Annotated in this window: 13 protein-coding genes and 1 other RNA gene; 12 read left to right on the top strand and 2 right to left on the bottom strand. The window is 33.6% G+C overall.

The window, feature by feature from the left end; all coding sequences use genetic code 11:
• The first annotated feature begins 29 nt into the window (after positions 1-29).
• The 11 genes from ACR9ES_RS03035 (at position 30) to ACR9ES_RS02985 (ending at position 14,925) form a co-directional block, all read left to right on the top strand.
• On the top strand, positions 30-2,357 hold the full coding sequence (locus ACR9ES_RS03035; protein ID WP_435255042.1) for an ATP-dependent helicase: 2,328 nt from the start codon (positions 30-32) through the stop codon (positions 2,355-2,357).
• Positions 2,358-2,405: 48 nt separating this feature from the next.
• Complete coding sequence (locus ACR9ES_RS03030) at positions 2,406-3,038, top strand: DUF4290 domain-containing protein (protein WP_408035910.1); 633 nt, start codon at positions 2,406-2,408, stop codon at positions 3,036-3,038.
• On the top strand, positions 3,039-4,349 hold the full coding sequence (gene murA, locus ACR9ES_RS03025) for a UDP-N-acetylglucosamine 1-carboxyvinyltransferase (RefSeq protein WP_435255041.1): 1,311 nt from the start codon (positions 3,039-3,041) through the stop codon (positions 4,347-4,349).
• A gap of 37 nt (positions 4,350-4,386) precedes the next feature.
• Positions 4,387-5,652: a hypothetical protein gene (locus tag ACR9ES_RS03020; RefSeq protein ID WP_435255040.1), complete on the top strand. Its 1,266-nt coding sequence runs from the start codon at positions 4,387-4,389 to the stop codon at positions 5,650-5,652.
• A 108-nt stretch (positions 5,653-5,760) separates the two neighbouring features.
• A complete protein-coding gene (locus ACR9ES_RS03015; protein WP_435255039.1) occupies positions 5,761-6,321 on the top strand; it encodes a nucleotide exchange factor GrpE in 561 nt (186 codons plus the stop codon).
• Between the two features lie 89 nt (positions 6,322-6,410).
• Positions 6,411-7,535 carry a molecular chaperone DnaJ gene (gene dnaJ / locus ACR9ES_RS03010; protein WP_435255038.1) on the top strand — a complete coding sequence of 375 codons (1,125 nt, stop codon included), beginning with the start codon at positions 6,411-6,413 and terminating at the stop codon, positions 7,533-7,535.
• Between the two features lie 176 nt (positions 7,536-7,711).
• An RNA gene (gene rnpB / locus ACR9ES_RS03005) (RNase P RNA component class A) lies at positions 7,712-8,022 on the top strand.
• Between the two features lie 369 nt (positions 8,023-8,391).
• Positions 8,392-11,169: a bifunctional aconitate hydratase 2/2-methylisocitrate dehydratase gene (locus ACR9ES_RS03000; RefSeq protein ID WP_435255037.1), complete on the top strand. Its 2,778-nt coding sequence runs from the start codon at positions 8,392-8,394 to the stop codon at positions 11,167-11,169.
• Positions 11,170-11,352: 183 nt separating this feature from the next.
• Positions 11,353-13,620, top strand: coding sequence for an aconitate hydratase (locus ACR9ES_RS02995; RefSeq protein ID WP_435255036.1), 2,268 nt, complete (start codon positions 11,353-11,355; stop codon positions 13,618-13,620).
• Positions 13,621-13,681: 61 nt separating this feature from the next.
• Positions 13,682-14,377, top strand: a complete 696-nt coding sequence (locus tag ACR9ES_RS02990; protein WP_435255035.1) for a peptidoglycan DD-metalloendopeptidase family protein — start codon at positions 13,682-13,684, stop codon at positions 14,375-14,377.
• Between the two features lie 74 nt (positions 14,378-14,451).
• Complete coding sequence (locus ACR9ES_RS02985; protein ID WP_435255034.1) at positions 14,452-14,925, top strand: DUF6495 family protein; 474 nt, start codon at positions 14,452-14,454, stop codon at positions 14,923-14,925.
• Positions 14,926-14,942: 17 nt separating this feature from the next.
• Here ACR9ES_RS02985 and ACR9ES_RS02980 read toward each other — a convergent pair whose 3' ends face one another.
• The gene (locus ACR9ES_RS02980; protein WP_435255033.1) at positions 14,943-15,626 is read right to left on the bottom strand and encodes an SIR2 family NAD-dependent protein deacylase; all 684 of its coding nucleotides are present in this window, start codon (positions 15,624-15,626) and stop codon (positions 14,943-14,945) included.
• A gap of 87 nt (positions 15,627-15,713) precedes the next feature.
• Between ACR9ES_RS02980 and ACR9ES_RS02975 the strand changes: the two genes are divergently transcribed.
• Positions 15,714-16,385: a TrmH family RNA methyltransferase gene (locus tag ACR9ES_RS02975; RefSeq protein ID WP_435255032.1), complete on the top strand. Its 672-nt coding sequence runs from the start codon at positions 15,714-15,716 to the stop codon at positions 16,383-16,385.
• On the opposite strand, the gene ACR9ES_RS02970 is transcribed toward ACR9ES_RS02975, so the two are convergent.
• Positions 16,378-18,705 (bottom strand): DNA topoisomerase 3, encoded by a 2,328-nt coding sequence (locus ACR9ES_RS02970; protein ID WP_435255031.1) that lies wholly within the window; start codon positions 18,703-18,705, stop codon positions 16,378-16,380. The two genes, ACR9ES_RS02975 and ACR9ES_RS02970, sit on opposite strands and share 8 nt — an antisense overlap.
• Positions 18,706-18,727 lie beyond the last annotated feature (22 nt).

Below are 18,727 nucleotides of genomic sequence, written 5' to 3'. Positions count from 1 at the left end.
ATTTTTAAAATCTTTCAATTTATTTTTCATTGAGTACTTATTTAGAGCAACTTAACGAGCCACAGAGAGCTGCCGTTTTACAAAAAGACGGTCCAATGATTATTATTGCCGGAGCAGGATCGGGTAAAACAAGGGTATTAACTTACAGAATTGCTTATTTAATGGAGCAAGGAGTAGATGCATTCAACATTTTGTCACTTACCTTTACCAACAAAGCTGCCCGTGAAATGAAAGACCGTATTGGTAAAGTGGTAGGTTATAGTGAAGCTAAAAACTTATGGATGGGAACGTTTCACTCGGTTTTTGCACGTATTTTACGTTCGGAAGCTGACCGATTAGGATATCCATCCAATTTTACAATTTACGATACACAAGATTCAGTTCGATTGATAACAGCGATTATCAAAGAAATGAATTTGGATAAAGATAGATACAAGCCAAAGCAAATTCTAAGTAGAATATCTTCTTTTAAAAACAGTTTAATTACGGTAAGAGCGTATTTTAATAATTCTGATTTACAGCAAGCAGATTTAGAAGCAAGTAGACCTAGAACAGGTGATATCTATAAAGAATATGTAGATAGATGTTTTAAGTCAGGAGCAATGGATTTTGATGATTTGTTACTACGTACCAATGAATTATTAGCGCGTTTTCCTGATGTGTTGGCAAAATATCAGGATCGTTTCCGCTATATTTTGGTAGATGAGTACCAAGATACCAACCATTCGCAGTATTTAATTGTACGTGCGTTGGCAGATCGTTTCCAGAACATTTGTGTGGTGGGAGATGATTCGCAAAGTATTTATGGATTCCGTGGAGCTAATATTCAAAATATCTTGAATTTCCAGAAGGATTATCCAGATGTAAAAACTTTTAAGCTTGAACAAAATTACCGTTCTACAAGTAATATTGTGCGTGCAGCGAATAGTGTTATTGATAAGAACAAAACGAAGTTAGATAAAGAAATTTGGACGGCAAACGATGCAGGAGATAGTGTAAAAGTAATGCGCACCATTTCTGATGGAGAAGAAGGGCGTTTTGTAGCACAATCTATTTGGGAAAACCAAATGAATCATCAGTTAACAAGCGATCAATTTGCTATTTTATACCGTACCAATGCACAATCGAGAGCAATAGAAGATGCATTGCGTAAAAAAGATATCAAGTATAAAATTTACGGAGGAATCTCTTTCTATCAACGTAAAGAGATTAAAGATTTACTATCGTATTTACGAATTTTAATCAATCCGAATGATGAGGAAGCGTTAAAGCGTATTATTAATTATCCAGCAAGAGGTATTGGTGCTACAACGATAGATAAGTTGACAATTGCCGCAAATCATTATAAAAAATCGATGTTTGATATTTTAAAGAATATCGGTACAATTGATATTAGTATTAATTCGGGAACTAAAACAAAGTTGCAAAACTTTGTCAATATGATTCAGCGTTTTCAAATAGAGGCACAAACTAAAAATGCATTTGAAATTGCAGATTTAGTGGTAAAACAAACACAATTAGTCAAAGATTTACAGAAAGACGGAACTCCTGAAGGAGTTAACAAGGTTGAAAACGTTCAAGAATTATTAAACGGAATTAAAGATTTCATTACAGATAAAATTGAGACTGGTGAAGATGCTTCGCTAACATCATTTTTAGAAGACGTAGCATTAGCAACCGATTTTGATTCTGATAAACAAGATGAAGAGCCTCGAGTTTCGTTAATGACAATTCACTTATCAAAAGGTCTAGAATTTCCGTATGTATATATTGTAGGGTTGGAAGAAAGTTTATTCCCTTCTGCAATGAGTATGAATACTCGTAGTGAACTTGAAGAAGAACGTCGTTTGTTTTACGTGGCTTTAACAAGAGCTGAAAAAGGAGCCTATTTAACTTATGCACAAACACGTTATCGTTGGGGTAAATTAACGGATGGTGAACCAAGTAGATTCTTAGAAGAAATAGATGAACAATATTTAGAGTATTTAACTCCTAAAGTTCCTGAACCATCAGCAAATAGGTTTATTGATGCAAGTTTGTTTGATGATACTCCGAAGCAAATTCGTTTCCAAAAACCTATTCAGAAGAAAAGAAAAGAGTTTTTAGAGAAGAAAGAAAAACCGATGACGATTCCTCCAAAAAGTAAGATGAAAAAGGTTTCAGAAATGAATCCAACAATGAATTTATTTGATGGAGAAATTACTGTTGGGAATTTGGTAGAGCACAACCGCTTTGGAACAGGAAGAGTAATAGCTTTAGAAGGAAAAGGACCCAATAAAAAAGCTGAAATAGAGTTTAGTACTGTAGGTAAAAAGAAATTATTGTTACAATTTGCAAAATTGAAAGTAGTCGGATAGCTAATTCGTAAATAATTACCTATTTTGCATGGATAAAAATATAGAGAAATGACGTTTGATTTAGAATACAATTCAGAAAGATCGAAATTAATTATTCCTGAATACGGAAGGCATATACAAAAACTCGTAAATCATTGTGTTGCTCTAGAAGATAGAGAAGAGCGTAATACAATGGCTAAGGCGATTATAGACGTGATGGGTAATTTACAACCACATTTACGTGATGTTCCTGATTTTAAGCATAAGCTTTGGGATCAGTTACATATCATGTCTAATTTTAAATTAGATGTAGATTCTCCTTATGAAACTCCTTCTAAAGAAGAGTTACAAGAGGCTCCAGAAAGAATGGCATACCCTAAATCAGCTTCAAAATATCGTTTTTACGGAACGAACATTCAAACGATGATTGATGTTGCTTTAACATGGGAAGATGGTGATATGAAAGAAGCGTTGGTTTTTACGATTGCAAATCATATGAAAAAATGTTATCTAAACTGGAATAAAGATACGGTTGATGATAATGTAATTTTTGATCATTTGTATGAATTATCAGACGGAAAAATAGACATTCGAAGTATAGAAGAAGATTTAACAGATAGTAAAAGCTTGTTAAGAAAACGCAGTACGCAAGGTCAGCACAAATCAAAAGGAAAAGCAAACACTAAATACAGAAAAAAATAAATGGCATCATTTAAAATTGAAGGAGGTCACAAATTAAAAGGAACAATAACACCACAAGGAGCAAAAAACGAAGCATTACAAGTAATTTGTGCGGTGTTATTAACTTCAGAAAAAGTAATAATAAACAACATTCCTGATATTATTGATGTCAATAAGTTGATTTTCATCTTAGGAGAATTAGGAGTTAAGATTGAAAAACTCTCTAAGAATTCGTATAGTTTTCAAGCAGATGATATCAATTTAAAATATCTAGAATCAGCAGACTTTAAAAGAGATGGGAGCTCATTAAGAGGTTCAATTATGATTGTTGGTCCGTTATTAGCTCGTTTTGGAAAAGGATATATTCCACGCCCAGGAGGAGATAAAATTGGTCGTCGTCGTTTAGATACACACTTCGAAGGTTTCATCAATTTAGGAGCAAAATTCCGTTATAACCGTGAAGAATATTTCTACGGAGTAGAAACAGAAACAGGTTTGGTTGGTACAGAGATGTTGTTAGATGAAGCTTCTGTAACCGGTACTGCAAATATTATTATGGCAGCCGTATTAGCAAAAGGAACTACAAAAATATATAATGCAGCTTGTGAACCATATATTCAGCAATTATCAAAAATGTTGAACTCTATGGGAGCGAAAATCTCAGGAGTAGGTTCTAACTTGTTAACTATTGAAGGAGTAGAGTCTTTAGGAGGTTGTGAGCATACCATTTTACCAGACATGATTGAAATTGGTAGTTGGATAGGTATGGCTGCTATGACACGTTCTGAATTAACTATTAAAGATGTTAGTTGGGATGATTTAGGACAAATTCCTAATGTGTTTAGAAAGTTGGGAATTAAACTAGAAAAAAAAGGAGATGATATTTTTATTCCTGAACAAGAAAGCTATGAAATTCAAAGTTATATTGACGGATCTGTATTAACTGTTGCCGATGCACCTTGGCCTGGGTTTACACCAGATTTATTAAGTATAGTTTTAGTAGTAGCAACCCAAGCAAAAGGAACGGTATTAATCCACCAAAAAATGTTTGAAAGCCGTTTGTTCTTTGTCGATAAGTTAATTGATATGGGGGCAAAAGTAATTTTATGTGATCCACATAGAGCTACGGTAATTGGTCACGATTTCAAGTCGCAATTAAAGGCTACAAAAATGACTTCACCAGATATTCGTGCAGGTATTTCACTATTAATAGCAGCACTTTCTGCTAAAGGAACGAGTATCATCGATAATATTGAACAAATTGATAGAGGCTATGAAGATATTGAAGCTCGTTTAAAGTCTATCGGGGCAAAAATTGAAAGAATTAATTAACTAAATACAAATCAAAAACAATTTTAAAAAAATGAAAATGATTAAGAATTTATTTCTTTTTACAGTTTTATTGGCATGTGCTAGTGTCTTTTCTCAAAATACTCAGTTTAAACCTCATAAGTTTGAGTTAGAGTTTAATCAACCAGAGTCTTTTAAGAATTTAAAAACTATTAGCTATGAAATTCAAGATGATGGTGAATATTGGAATAATGAATATGATGAAGATGACAACAAACCAGAAAACTATCGAGATTTTCCAACTTTAGAATCTTTTACTGAAGGTTTAAAAGTAAAAGGATATGAGTATGTTAAAAAAGATGGAGACATTCAAATAGTGGTAGGTTTTACTGGAAATCAATTGCAATATGTAGAAAATGGTTTACAGTTGCAAGGTACTATGAACTTAATGGTATTGGTAGATGGAAATAAAATGATTCATAATGAGGTGAGAAGAATAAAATCTGTTGTACCTAAATCAAAAGAATACCCAACTGGAACTAGGTTTTATAGAAATAAAACAAAGGCTATACTATTAACTAAAAAAGTACAAGATTATATAGATAGTTATATAGGTGTTCTGTTTACAGGTAAGTCAGAGATTGAATTATACTTCGGTTTGTTCAGGAATGCTAAAAAAGGAGGTACTCAAGAATTCAATGATATTTCTACACCTTTAATTGAAGAAATAAAGACAACACAATCTAGAGAAGCTTTAAAGAAAGCAGTTGAGTATTGGCAAGAGCAAGTAGATGTTGATTACGGGAAAAAATTAAAGTTAAAAAGAAAGCTTAAGGTGATTTATGCGAATTTAACTACTGCAAGTATTTTACTAGGAGACATAGAAAAAGCTAAAGAGTATGAAAAAATTGCAAGAAAAAATGCAGGTTTCTTAGATTACTTTAGTAATGGTTATAATGATTATGAAAAGAAATTGAAATATGTAGAGGAAAATCAAGATCTTATGATGTATGATATAACTAAAGAAGGTAAATACGCATATGAAATTGATATTAAAGTAGAAGGTGAATTTGATTTTGGTAAAAAAGCAACAGGTTTTTCAAGAATAATTATACAAAGATACCTTCCCGTAGCAAGTTCAAACTCAGGAATGATGTCTTTAGATGCAGGAGAAAGTCCAACAGCAAAATTATTTGTTGATGGAGAACCAAAGTATATTTATAACTGTAGTAATAAGCACTCTATAAAACTTAAAAATGGTAAGACTATTATTTTTAAATTACAAAAGGGGGAGTATGTTCCTTATGTAACAGTTGATGGAGCAGAAGTAGGAAGACTTTATTAAGATTAACTACATTTTATAATAATAAAAAATCGTGTCAACTTGACACGATTTTTTTATTGGCAACATTCTTGTTAATCAAAAGAGAGAAAATAAAAGAAACTATTTACAATGAGTAAAGATCAATATACAAAAGAAGACGAAATTAATGACGCTGTAAAAAGTGGGGAATTAGGAGGAGAGCAAGAAGAAACTCAAGAAAATAAGGAGGTTGAATCAAAAGAAGCACCTACTGCTGAAGAGTTAATTCAAATAGAAAAAGACAAATACTTACGTTTGTTTGCAGAGTTTGAAAACTATAAAAAACGTACTTCTAAAGAACGTATCGAGCTTTTTAAAACTGCAAGTCAAGAATTAATGACAGCTTTACTGCCAATTATGGATGATTTTGATAGAGGTTTGGCAGAAATTAAAAAGTCTGAAGATTCTGAGTTATTAAAAGGAATGGAGCTTATCAATAACAAGTTTAAAAGCACATTAACTCAAAAAGGATTAGTAGAGATAGAGGTAAAGCCGGGAGATGATTTCGATGCTGAAATTCATGATGCAATTACACAAATACCTGCTCCAACAGAAGATTTAAAAGGAAAAATCATCGATTGTGTAGAGAAAGGATACAAATTAGGAGATAAAATTATTCGCCACCCTAAAGTAGTAATGGGGCAAGCGTAAACGGTTATCATAAGCAGTTTGATAATAGTTTAATTTAAGTTGTTAGTAAAAAACTAAAGACTAATAACTAAAGACTAATAACTAATAGAATGGCAAAACAAGATTATTACGAAATATTAGGAATATCAAAATCGGCATCGCAAGCTGAAATAAAAAAAGCCTATCGAAAGATGGCTATTAAGTATCATCCAGATAAAAATCCGGATGATAAAGATGCTGAAGAAAAATTCAAATTAGCTGCTGAGGCGTATGAAATATTAAGTGATGAGAACAAAAAAGCTCGTTACGATCAATATGGTCATGCTGCTTTTGAAGGAGGTCATGGAGGCTTCGGTGGTGGTGGAATGAATATGGATGACATTTTCAGCCAATTTGGAGATATTTTTGGAGGAGCTTTCGGTGGTGGTTTCGGAGGTTTTGGTGGCGGTGGTCACCGTCAAGCGCGAGTTAAAGGTAGTAACTTACGTATTCGTGTAAAACTTACCTTAGAAGAAATTGCCAAAGGAGTAGAGAAGAAGGTAAAAGTTCGTAGAAAAGTTCAAGCCGAAGGAGTAACGTATAAAACTTGTTCAACCTGTAATGGTACAGGGCAGCAAATGCGAGTTACTAATACCATTTTAGGTAGAATGCAAACAGCTACTACTTGTGGTACTTGTCATGGAGCAGGAGAAATGTTAGACAAGAAACCTAGTGGAGCAGATGCTCAAGGTATGATTGTAAAAGAAGAAACCGTTTCTATTAACATTCCTGAAGGAGTTACAGAAGGAGTTCAATTAAAAGTAGGAGGAAAAGGAAACGAAGCTCCTGGTAAGAACTCTATTCCTGGTGATTTATTAGTGTTGATTGAAGAAGTACCACATGATACTTTAAAGAGAGAAGGAAGTAATATACATTATGATTTATACATAAACTTCTCAGAAGCTGTTTTAGGAACTTCTAAAGAAATAGATACAGTTACAGGAAAAGTTAAGATTAAAGTTGATGCAGGAACGCAATCTGGTAAGATTTTACGATTAAAAGGAAAAGGATTACCAAGTATTGAGCGTTACGGACATGGAGATTTCTTAATTCACATAAATGTGTGGACACCACAAGAATTAACAAAGGATCAACGTAAGTTTTTTGAGGAAGTGCAAGAAGATGAGAACTTTAGCCCAAACCCTCAAAAGTCAGACAAGTCGTTCTTTGAAAAGGTTAAGGACATGTTTTCTTAAAAAAAATATAAAATTTGATTTTTTTTTGATTTAAAATTTTTTTAAAACAAAAAACGTTTATATATTTGCAGTGTCTAGGAGACGTTCTAGACACTTTTTCTTTTTCATAGCAATTTTCCCACTCAATTTTTTGAGTGGGTTTTTTTTATGAATAAAGTTGTGAACTAAAAACATATTAAGCAGACCTATCTTATCGACTTGCAGTACATGTAAGTAGGAAAGTCTGGACACCATAGAGTAGCATAGCGGATAACATCCGTCCGGTGTAAACCGAGGACAAGTGCAACAGAAAGTATGTACAGGTAATGCTGTAGTGAAACCAGGTAAACTCTATGCGGTGCAATGCCATGTACATTAGAGCTTGAGCGCTACTCGCGCGATTCTAAGGGGTAGGCAGATTGATTCCGAGAGTAATTTCGGAACTAGATAAATGATAAGAGCCTCATTTTTTGAGGGACAGAATCCAGCTTATGGGTCTGCTTTTTTTCCTATTTAGAATCATTATAGTCTTTTCAATACTATCTTTAAAATACCTCAATTATCAAATTGATAATTAATTAGCTGGTTTTTAAGTGTTTTTTTGAGATATTTTTAAAAACAGCTATTTCAAATTGAATAAATTCATTATTTCTGCTGTTTTGTTGTTTATTTTTAAAATTGAGGTTAAAATAGTACTTTTGCTAGGCAAAAAATAACAAGATATACTCGTGTGTAAACTTGATATATGTGCTTTCATATAAAAGTTTATATACAAATAAAATCAAGAAATAATAAGGGCAGTTTTTATAGTTGTATATCAACTTCAATAAAGCCTAGTTTTTAGAGTTTCTTTCAAATATTAAATAATAAACCTTTTATGAACACATACTCAGATTACCTAAAGGAGATTGAAGTAAGAAAAGGGCAAGGTCTACATCCTAAGCCAATTGACGGAAGTGAATTGTTAACTGAAATCATCTCACAAATTAAAGATGAAAATAACGAGCACCGTAAAGAGTCTCTTAATTTCTTTATTTATAATGTTTTACCAGGTACAACAAGTGCTGCTGGTGTAAAAGCTGATTTCTTAAAAGAGATTATCTTAGGAGAATCTGTAGTAGAAGAAATTACTCCAGCTTTTGCTTTTGAACAATTATCTCATATGAAAGGTGGACCTTCAATCAAGGTTTTATTAGACTTAGCTTTAGGAAATGATGAAGCAATAGCAAAAGAAGCTGCTAAGGTGTTAAAAACTCAAGTATTCTTATATGAGGCGGATACTGAGCGTTTAGAGGAGGCTATGAAAGCTGGAAGTGCAATAGCTAAAGAAATTATTGAGAGTTATGCACAAGCAGAATTTTTCACAAAATTACCAGAGATAGAGGAAGAAATTCAAATAGTAACATTTGTTGCTGGTGTAGGTGATATTTCTACAGATTTATTATCTCCAGGAGCAGATGCACACTCTAGATCTGATCGTGAGTTACACGGACAATCTATTTTTGAGCACAATAAAGAAATGCAACAAGAATTGTTAGCGTTAAAAGAGCAACATCCAGATAAACGAGTGATGTTAATTGCTGAAAAAGGAACAATGGGAGTAGGATCTTCAAGAATGTCAGGAGTAAATAACGTTGCTCTTTGGACAGGAATTTCTTCTAGCCCTTATGTACCATTCATCAATATAGCACCAGTAATTGCTGGTACTAACGGAATTTCTCCAATTTTCTTAACTACTGTAGGGGTAACTGGAGGTATTGGTATTGATCTTAAAAACTGGGTGAAACAAAAAGATGCTGAAGGAAATACAGTATTAGATGCTGATGGAGAGCCAGTTTTAGAACAAATTTATTCTGTTGATACAGGAACTGTGTTAACTATTAACACAAAAACTAAGAAATTATATAACGGAGATAAAGAATTAAAAGATATTTCTGATGCTTTAACTCCACAAAAAATGGAGTTCATCAAAGCAGGTGGTTCTTATGCAGTGGTTTTTGGTAAAAAATTACAAACATTTGCTGCCAAAGTTTTAGGAATTGAAGCTCCACAAGTATATGCAGCTTCTAAAGAAATTTCTGTTGAAGGACAAGGATTAACAGCGGTTGAAAAAATCTTCAATAAAAATGCTGTAGGAACTACTCCAGGAAAAACATTACATGCAGGTTCTGATGTTCGTGTAGAAGTTAACATTGTAGGATCTCAAGATACTACAGGGTTAATGACATCTCAAGAATTAGAAATGATGGCTGCTACGGTAATTTCTCCAATTGTTGATGGAGGATACCAATCAGGATGTCATACGGCTTCAGTTTGGGATGATAAGTCAAAAGCGAACATTCCCAGATTAATGAAGTTTATGAACGACTTCGGTTTAATTACTGGTCGTGATCCTAAAGGACAATATCACGCAATGACGGATGTAATTCATAAAGTATTGAATGATATTACCGTAAGTGATTGGGATATCATTATTGGAGGTGACTCTCATACACGTATGTCTAAAGGAGTTGCTTTTGGTGCCGATTCAGGAACAGTTGCTTTAGCCTTAGCGACTGGAGAAGCTACAATGCCAATTCCTCAATCGGTAAAAGTTACGTTTAAGGGAAACATGAGAAGTTTCATGGATTTCCGTGATGTAGTGCACGCTACACAACAACAAATGTTAAAGCAATTTGGAGGAGAGAACGTTTTCCAAGGAAGAGTTATTGAAGTACATATTGGTACGTTAACAGCTGACCAAGCCTTTACATTTACTGACTGGACTGCGGAAATGAAAGCAAAGGCTTCTATCTGTATTTCTGAAGATGAAACATTAATTGAATCACTAGAAATTGCTAGAGACCGTATCCAAATCATGATTGATAAAGGAATGGATAATGAAAAGCAAGTATTACAAGGTTTAGTTGATAAAGCGAATACTAGAATCCAAGAGGTTAAAACAGGTATCAAACCAGCGTTAAAACCAGATGCGGATGCTAAATATTATGCAGAAGTTGTGATTGATTTAGATGAAATCGCTGAGCCAATGATTGCTGATCCAGATGTAAATAACGAAGATGTTTCTAAACGTTATACGCACGATACAATTCGTCCATTATCATTCTACGGAGGAACTAAAAAAGTAGACTTAGGATTTGTAGGATCTTGTATGGTTCATAAAGGAGATATGAAAATCTTAGCTCAAATGTTAAAGAACATTGAAGCGCAACAAGGTAAAGTAGAGTTCAATGCTCCATTAGTAGTTGCGCCACCAACCTATAACATTGTAGATGAGTTAAAAGCAGAAGGAGATTGGGAAGTATTACAAAAATATTCAGGATTTGAGTTTGACGATAATGCTCCTAAAGGATTAGCACGTACGAAGTATGAAAACATGTTATATTTAGAGCGTCCAGGTTGTAACTTATGTATGGGTAACCAAGAAAAAGCAGAACCAGGAGATACGGTAATGGCAACTTCAACACGTTTATTCCAAGGAAGAGTAGTAAAAGACTCTGGTGAGAAAAAAGGAGAATCGTTATTATCATCTACTCCAGTAGTAGTATTATCAACTATTTTAGGAAGAACTCCTACCATGGAAGAATACGAAAAAGCTGTTGATGGAATCGTATTAACGAAATTTAAACCATCTCAAAAGCAATTAGTAATGTAATCACAAACATTATTTATAAATAGAAGCCCGAGTTTTAACTCGGGCTTTGTTGTTATTAATTAATTTCTGGATTAAACTCTACTATAGAAAAAACTTATGTAAACTTATTATAATTATATAGCTACTTCATCTTTTATACTGTTTTTTTTGGTAAATTCGTACAGCAACAAAAAAATTACATATATGGCTTTTGATATTAATATGATAAAGGAGGTATACAATAAAGTAGTTGAGCGAGTAGATGCTGCCCGTAAAATTACAGGTAAACCTTTAACATTAGCAGAGAAAATTTTATATACACATCTTTGGGATGGAACACCAACGAAAGCTTTCGAAAGAGGAAAGGATTATGTTGATTTTGCTCCAGACCGTATAGCTTGTCAAGATGCAACAGCACAAATGGCGCTGCTTCAGTTTATGCAAGCAGGAAAAAGTAAAGTAGCAGTACCAACAACGGTACATTGCGATCACTTAATTCAAGCAAAAGTAGGTGCTTCGGTTGATTTACAAACTGCGTTAAATAATTCAAATGAAGTCTTTAATTTCTTAGAATCGGTTTCTAATAAATATGGAATTGGTTTCTGGAAACCAGGAGCAGGAATTATTCATCAAGTAGTATTAGAAAATTATGCATTTCCTGGAGGAATGATGATTGGTACAGATTCTCACACGGTCAATGCAGGAGGATTAGGAATGGTGGCCATTGGAGTAGGTGGAGCTGATGCAGTAGATGTAATGGCAGGAATGCCTTGGGAATTAAAGTTTCCTAAGTTAATTGGTGTAAAATTAACAGGGAAATTATCTGGATGGACAGCACCTAAAGATGTAATTTTAAAAGTAGCTGAAATTCTAACCGTAAAAGGAGGAACAGGTGCTATTGTAGAATATTTTGGTCCAGGAGCTACGGCAATGTCATGTACAGGTAAAGGAACTATTTGTAACATGGGAGCAGAAATTGGAGCTACAACCTCTACTTTTGGTTACGATGAATCTATGGAACGTTATTTACGTGCTACGGATAGAAATGATGTAGCTGATGCAGCAAATGAGATTAAAGAATATTTAACGGCAGACCCTGAAGTATACGCAAATCCTGAGCAATATTTTGATCAAGTAATAGAAATTAATTTATCAGAATTAGGACCTTTATTAAACGGACCTTTCACGCCAGATTTATCTACCCCAGTAGGAAAAGAAATGACAGAAAAGGCGCAAGCAAATGATTGGCCATTGCAAGTAGAATGGGGGCTTATAGGTTCTTGTACAAACTCTTCTTATGAAGATTTATCACGTGCAGCTTCTATTGCGCAGCAAGCAATCGATAAAGGATTGAAGACGAAAGCTGAGTTTGGTATCAATCCAGGATCTGAACAAGTACGTTATACAGCTGAAAGAGATGGTATCTTACAAGTTTTTGAAAACTTAGATGCTAAAATATTTACCAATGCATGTGGACCGTGTATTGGTCAGTGGGGACGTTATGAAGATCCGAAGAACGCACCAAAAAACTCAATTGTACACTCATTCAATAGAAACTTTGCAAAGCGTGCTGATGGAAACCCAAATACACATGCATTCGTGGCTTCACCAGAATTAACAGCAGCTATTGCGATTGCAGGACGTTTAGATTTTAATCCATTAACAGATACTCTAATCAATGAAAATGGAGAAGAGGTGATGTTAGATGAACCAACAGGTTGGGAATTACCTCCAAAAGGATTTGAAGTTGATGATAACGGTTATTTAGCACCTGAAGCAGATGGAAGTAACATAGAAGTGGTTGTAGATCCAAATTCAGAGCGTTTAGAATTGTTAACACCGTTTGAGCCAATTGGAAATGAGATTAAAGATGCTAAATTGTTAATCAAAGCATTCGGAAAATGTACAACTGACCATATATCTATGGCAGGTCCTTGGTTACGTTACCGTGGACATTTAGATAATATTTCTAACAACATGTTAATTGGAGCAGTAAATGCTTTCAATATGAAAACAAACTTCGTGAAAAACCAATTAACAGGGGATTATGATGCAGTGCCAAAAGTACAGAGAGAATACAAAGCGAAAGGAATAAAAACAATAGTTGTGGGAGATCATAATTATGGAGAAGGTTCTTCACGCGAGCACGCAGCTATGGAACCTCGTCATTTAGGTGTTGCAGCGGTGTTGGTAAAATCATTTGCGCGTATTCACGAAACAAACTTGAAAAAACAAGGGATGTTAGGCTTAACATTTGCGAATGAAACAGATTACGATTTAATTCAAGAAGATGATACCTTCAACTTCTTAGATTTAAATGAATTTGCGCCAAACAAACCATTAACTATTGAAGTTGTTCATGCTGATGGTTCAAAAGATAGAATTATCGCGAATCATACCTATAACGAAGGACAAATAGAATGGTATAAAGAAGGTTCTGCTCTAAATTTAATTAAGAAACAGAACGCTTAATATATAAACTAGTTTATTTATAGAAAGTGCAGTAATTACTGCACTTTTTTAATTTTTAATTATGACAGACTTTTTAAGTAATATTTCTGAAATTTCATTGAACGTAATAGATACCAACATATCTTTTGATGAATATATTCCAATTTCAATAGCAGCATCTAACAAAGAATTAAGCTTTGATGTTTCTTCATCAAAAGAATGGGAGGCTTATTTGGAAGATTATTTTTCAAAAAATAAAAAAACAGTTGCTTTTGGGGGATATTTGGAAGTAAGAGATATTTATAGTAGAAGTGAACATTTCAATAAATTGTCCGAAGAAAACCAACGAAATATTCACTTAGGAATTGATTTGTGGTGTGATGCAGGTACTGAAGTATTAGCTGTGCTAGATGGAGAAATCCATAGTTTTAAAAACAATACAAACTATGGAGATTACGGTCCAACAATTATTCTTAAACATTCAATTGAAGGAAATGAATTTTACTCATTATATGGTCATTTATCGTTAGAGTCTATAAAAAACTTAGAAGTTGGAACCAAGGTGATTCAGGGAGAAAAGATAGGAACTTTAGGAGATAGTTCTGTCAATGGAGATTATGCGCCACATTTACACTTTCAATTAATTATAGATATTGAAGATTATTATGGCGATTACCCAGGAGTATCTTCAAAAAAGACCTTGGATTTTTACAAGCAAAATTGCCCTAATCCTAATTTATTATTAAAATTGCCGAATGAAACCCTCATTGAGGATTAAAAAAACAAGATAATCACCCTAATTAAAGAGAATGAATAAAAGCTAGGGTTAGTTAATTATTAAAATTTGAATTTTTGAAATATAGACAACTTACAAAAGAGCAGTTTGAAGGATTACATGAAGAGTTTGCACGTTTTTTAGCTTCACAAAACATCGATAAAAAAGAATGGGATGAGCTAAAAGAAGAGAAACCTGATGTTGCTGAAGATGAAATGAATGTGTTTAGCGATGTCGTTTGGGACGATGTATTGACCAAAACGAATTATTTAGAGCATTTTTCTCCAAAAGTGGTTAACTTATTTAAATGTGATGAAAAAGAAATTCATCGTATTGTAATAACGATTGATAAAGAAGTAAACGTACTTGAACAAGAAGGGTTTGAGTGGTTATTAAAAAATCCACAAGATGAAGCCATAGAATTTTTAAGAGGATCAAAGCCGTATCAAGAAGAACGTAATGTAGAGTTGTTTGATTTGATTGAAAAAGGAAGTACTATTTCTAAAGGAGAACTGTACGAATATTTCGATCGATTAACTTCTAATGCCTAGTCAATATCATGTTGAGCTTATCGAAGCATATTGAGTAATATATCAGTGCCAGTACTGGCAACGTCTTTAATAATCGTTAAATTATTAAAGGCGTTTTTGTTTACAGCAGGATTAGGATCAATAAAGTAAATAGGAGTGTTAGATTTTACATAATCCACCAAACTTGCTGCAGGATATACTTGCATAGAGGTTCCGATAATAACTAAAATATCCGCTTGTAAAGTAATTTCAACTGCTTTTTCTAGTAGCGGAACATCTTCTCCAAACCAAACAATGTGTGGACGTAATTGCGCATTTTCTTCACATGTATCTCCTAAAAGTATATCCTTTTTCCAATGATATACCAAGTTTTCATTTTTTGTACTGCGCACTTTTAATAATTCACCATGCAAGTGTAAAACCTTAGAACTACCAGCGCGTTCGTGTAAATCATCTACATTTTGAGTAATGATATCAACATCAAAAGTGCTTTCTAAATCAGCTAAATTTAAATGTGCTTTGTTAGGAGCTACTTCCAAAAGTTGCCTTCTACGTTGGTTGTAAAAATCTAAAACTAATTCTGGGTTAGCTCTAAATCCTTCAGGAGAAGCTACTTCATAAATATCATGTCCTTCCCATAAACCATCAGCATCTCTAAAGGTTTTTAAACCACTCTCAGCACTCATACCAGCTCCTGTTAATACTACCAAACGTTTTTTCATAATATAGATTTCGTTGCAAGTTTAAGAAAATAAATACTTAGCTATCTCCTTGCGATTAAAAATAGGAAAAATTACTATGTTTGTTGTATGATTGATGAAGGATTATTAACCTATTTGGAAGGATATATTACTGAGAATAGGAAGGAAACGTTTGAAAAGGTATTAAGCGAGCGAACACGTCATTTTACAGTAGTTTTAGAAGATATTTACCAACCGCATAATGCCAGTGCAGTAGTGAGAAGTTGCGATATTTTTGGTGTACAAGATGTGTATGCTATCGAAAATAGTTTTACCAATAAAGTGTCAAAACACGTTGCTAAAGGAAGTCAGAAATGGTTGAATATACAGCGTTTTAAAGAAGATGGTGATAATACCAAAGCATGTTTAGATGATTTAAGAAAAAAAGGGTACCAGATTATAGGAACTACACCGCACACGGATTCTTGTGTTTTGTCTGATTTTGATGTAACTAAAAAATCAGCCTTTGTTTTTGGAACTGAAAAAGAAGGGATTTCTGATTACATAAAAAAAGAAGCCGACGGTTTTTTAAAAATTCCTATGGTAGGTTTTACTGAAAGTTTGAACATTTCGGTAGCAGCAGCAATTATTTTACAAGATGTTACTACTCGTATGAAGAAGTTACCAATTGATTGGAAATTATCGGATGTAGAGAAACAAGAGTTGTATTTTGAATGGATTAAAAACACGGTTAAAAATCCAGAGAAATTAATAGAACACTATTATAAAGGGCTTACTTAGAAGTTAAAATATTATAGACTAATTCTTTTGTCAATGGTTTTCCATTGGCAATTTTTTTGATGTTTTCAAACGTAAATACAAAGTCACAACCATTTTTGTATTCAGAGCACCCGTAGGCAGATTTCCCTTTTAAAACAGTTCCTTTGTTACATTTAGGACAGGCTAAAGTGTCTGAAATTGATTTATCTTTATCACTCGAAATGACATTTGAACTCGTTTTTTTGGGTTCAAACTTTAAATTGAAAGCATCATCAAAACGAACTAAACCTTCTATTTTTTCTGAACCTTGCTTGAAACCTTTCAAATTAGTTGTACATCCCTTGTCTAGTAATCGGATTAATTGACTTTCAGATATTTTTTTATTCATAAACTCAAATGGAAGTTTAAAATCACATCCGTTTTTATAAGAAGAACAACCATATGCAGTGCTACCTTTTAATAATTGTCCGTTGTTACACTTCGGACAACTTTTACCAACAACTTCTTTCTTTTTAGAAGTTGATTTTTTCTTGGTTTTAGTTGTGTTTGAAACCGTACTTTTTTCGGCAGATAATCGTACAGATTTAGTATTAGATCGTACTTCGTATACCAAACGATCTACCATTTTTTTCATTTCATTAATAAAATGCGCAGCACTGTATTCACCACGTTCAATTTCTTTCAAACGTTTTTCCCACAATCCAGTTAGTTCTGCAGATTTTAAGAGTTCGTTGTCAATCAAATCGATTAAGTCGATACCCGTTTTGGTAGGAATAATCAATTTTTTTTGACGCTCAATATATTTTCGTCTGAATAGGGTTTCAATAATACTTGCACGTGTAGATGGGCGACCGATACCATTTTCTTTCATCAATTCGCGCATTTCGTCATCATCTACTTGTTTTCCTGCAGTTTCCATAGCACGTAATAAACTAGCTTCGGTATAATTACGAGGAGGTTTGGTTTCCTTTTCTAAAAATGAGGGTTCGTGTGGGCCTTTTTCTCCTTTGATAAAAGTAGGTAAGACATCTTTTTCGGTATCTTTTTTAGGCTCTTTTCCGTATTCAAAAACTTCACGCCAACCTTTGGTCAAAATTTCTTTTCCTGTGGTTTTGAATGAAACTTTATCAGCTTCACCTATTACAGCAGTATTCGAAATATCACTATCAGGATAAAAAACGGCAATAAATCGACGAACAATAATGTCATACACTTGCTGCTGATTGTATTGCAAGTTGATTTCTATTCCCGTAGGAATAATCGCATGGTGATCGGTTACTTTTTTATCGTTAAAGACTTTACTCGATTTGCGTATTTTTTTTCCTAAAAGAGGTTGCGTTAAGGTTGCGTATTGCTTTAACCCTTTTAAAATATTCGGAACTTTTGGATAAATATCATTCGGTAAAAAAGTAGTGTCAACCCTAGGGTAGGTAACTACTTTCATTTCATAGAGTTTTTGAACAATTTTCAAGGTTTCATCCGCAGAAAATCCAAATTTGTTGTTACAGTATACTTGCAAACCAGTTAAATCGAATAGCTTAGGTGCGTATTCTTTTCCTTTCTTTTTGGTGACTGAAGTGATTTCAAAATCACTTTCTTTTACTTTATCAGCAAAGGCTTGTCCTTCTTCTTTCTTCAAAAAACGACCTTCTTCACAACTAAAAAGGGTGTTGCGATATAAGGTTTGAAGTTCCCAATAAGGTTCTGGTTTAAAATTTTGAATTTCTTTATAACGGTCTACCAACATTGCTAGGGTAGGAGTTTGTACTCTACCAATTGATAATACTTGTTTATAACCCCCAAATTTTACGGTATACAAACGTGTTGCATTTAAACCCAATAACCAATCGCCAATTGCACGAGAGTAACCTGCATAGTATAAGTTATTGTAATCGTCGTTGTCTTTTAGGTTGTCAAAACCTTCTTTAATGGCTTCTTCAGTAAGAGAAGAAATCCATAAACGTTGAATTTTACCTTTATAATTAGCTTGATTAATTACCCAACGCTGAATGAGTTCTCCTTCTTGTCCCGCATCTCCACAGTTAATCACTACATCAGCTTTTTCAAATAGAGATTTTACAATTTTAAACTGTTTTTGAATACCACTATCGTTGGTAACCTTAGTATCGAAGCGCTCTGGTAGCATAGGGAGGTTGTTTAAATCCCAGCTTTTCCAGTGCGGTTTGTAGTCTTTAGGCTCTAAAAGTGTACATAAATGACCGAATGTATAAGTAACCGCATAACCATTCCCTTCGAAATATCCATCTCGTTTGGTATTGGCTCCTAAGATATTAGCAATCTCACGGGCTACACTGGGTTTCTCGGCGATACAAACTTTCATAAAACAGAGTTTATGTGAACAA

The organism is Tenacibaculum sp. A30 (genome assembly GCF_051200845.1).
Classification (GTDB): Bacteria; Bacteroidota; Bacteroidia; order Flavobacteriales; family Flavobacteriaceae; genus Polaribacter.
Note: the sequence above shows the minus strand (reverse complement) of the source record. Positions and strands in the feature narration are given on the sequence as shown.

What these genes read in the sequence shown, in the direction of transcription:
- ACR9ES_RS03000 (WP_435255037.1), top strand. Translation starts at nt 8,392, where the DNA reads ATGAACACATACTCAGATTACCTAAAGGAGATTGAAGTAAGAAAAGGG.
- murA (WP_435255041.1), top strand. Translation starts at nt 3,039, where the DNA reads ATGGCATCATTTAAAATTGAAGGAGGTCACAAATTAAAAGGAACAATA.
- ACR9ES_RS02995 (WP_435255036.1), top strand. Translation starts at nt 11,353, where the DNA reads ATGGCTTTTGATATTAATATGATAAAGGAGGTATACAATAAAGTAGTT.
- ACR9ES_RS02970 (WP_435255031.1), bottom strand. Translation starts at nt 18,705, where the DNA reads ATGAAAGTTTGTATCGCCGAGAAACCCAGTGTAGCCCGTGAGATTGCT.
- ACR9ES_RS03020 (WP_435255040.1), top strand. Translation starts at nt 4,387, where the DNA reads ATGATTAAGAATTTATTTCTTTTTACAGTTTTATTGGCATGTGCTAGT.
- ACR9ES_RS02990 (WP_435255035.1), top strand. Translation starts at nt 13,682, where the DNA reads ATGACAGACTTTTTAAGTAATATTTCTGAAATTTCATTGAACGTAATA.
- ACR9ES_RS02980 (WP_435255033.1), bottom strand. Translation starts at nt 15,626, where the DNA reads ATGAAAAAACGTTTGGTAGTATTAACAGGAGCTGGTATGAGTGCTGAG.
- dnaJ (WP_435255038.1), top strand. Translation starts at nt 6,411, where the DNA reads ATGGCAAAACAAGATTATTACGAAATATTAGGAATATCAAAATCGGCA.
- ACR9ES_RS02975 (WP_435255032.1), top strand. Translation starts at nt 15,714, where the DNA reads ATGATTGATGAAGGATTATTAACCTATTTGGAAGGATATATTACTGAG.
- ACR9ES_RS03030 (WP_408035910.1), top strand. Translation starts at nt 2,406, where the DNA reads ATGACGTTTGATTTAGAATACAATTCAGAAAGATCGAAATTAATTATT.
- ACR9ES_RS03015 (WP_435255039.1), top strand. Translation starts at nt 5,761, where the DNA reads ATGAGTAAAGATCAATATACAAAAGAAGACGAAATTAATGACGCTGTA.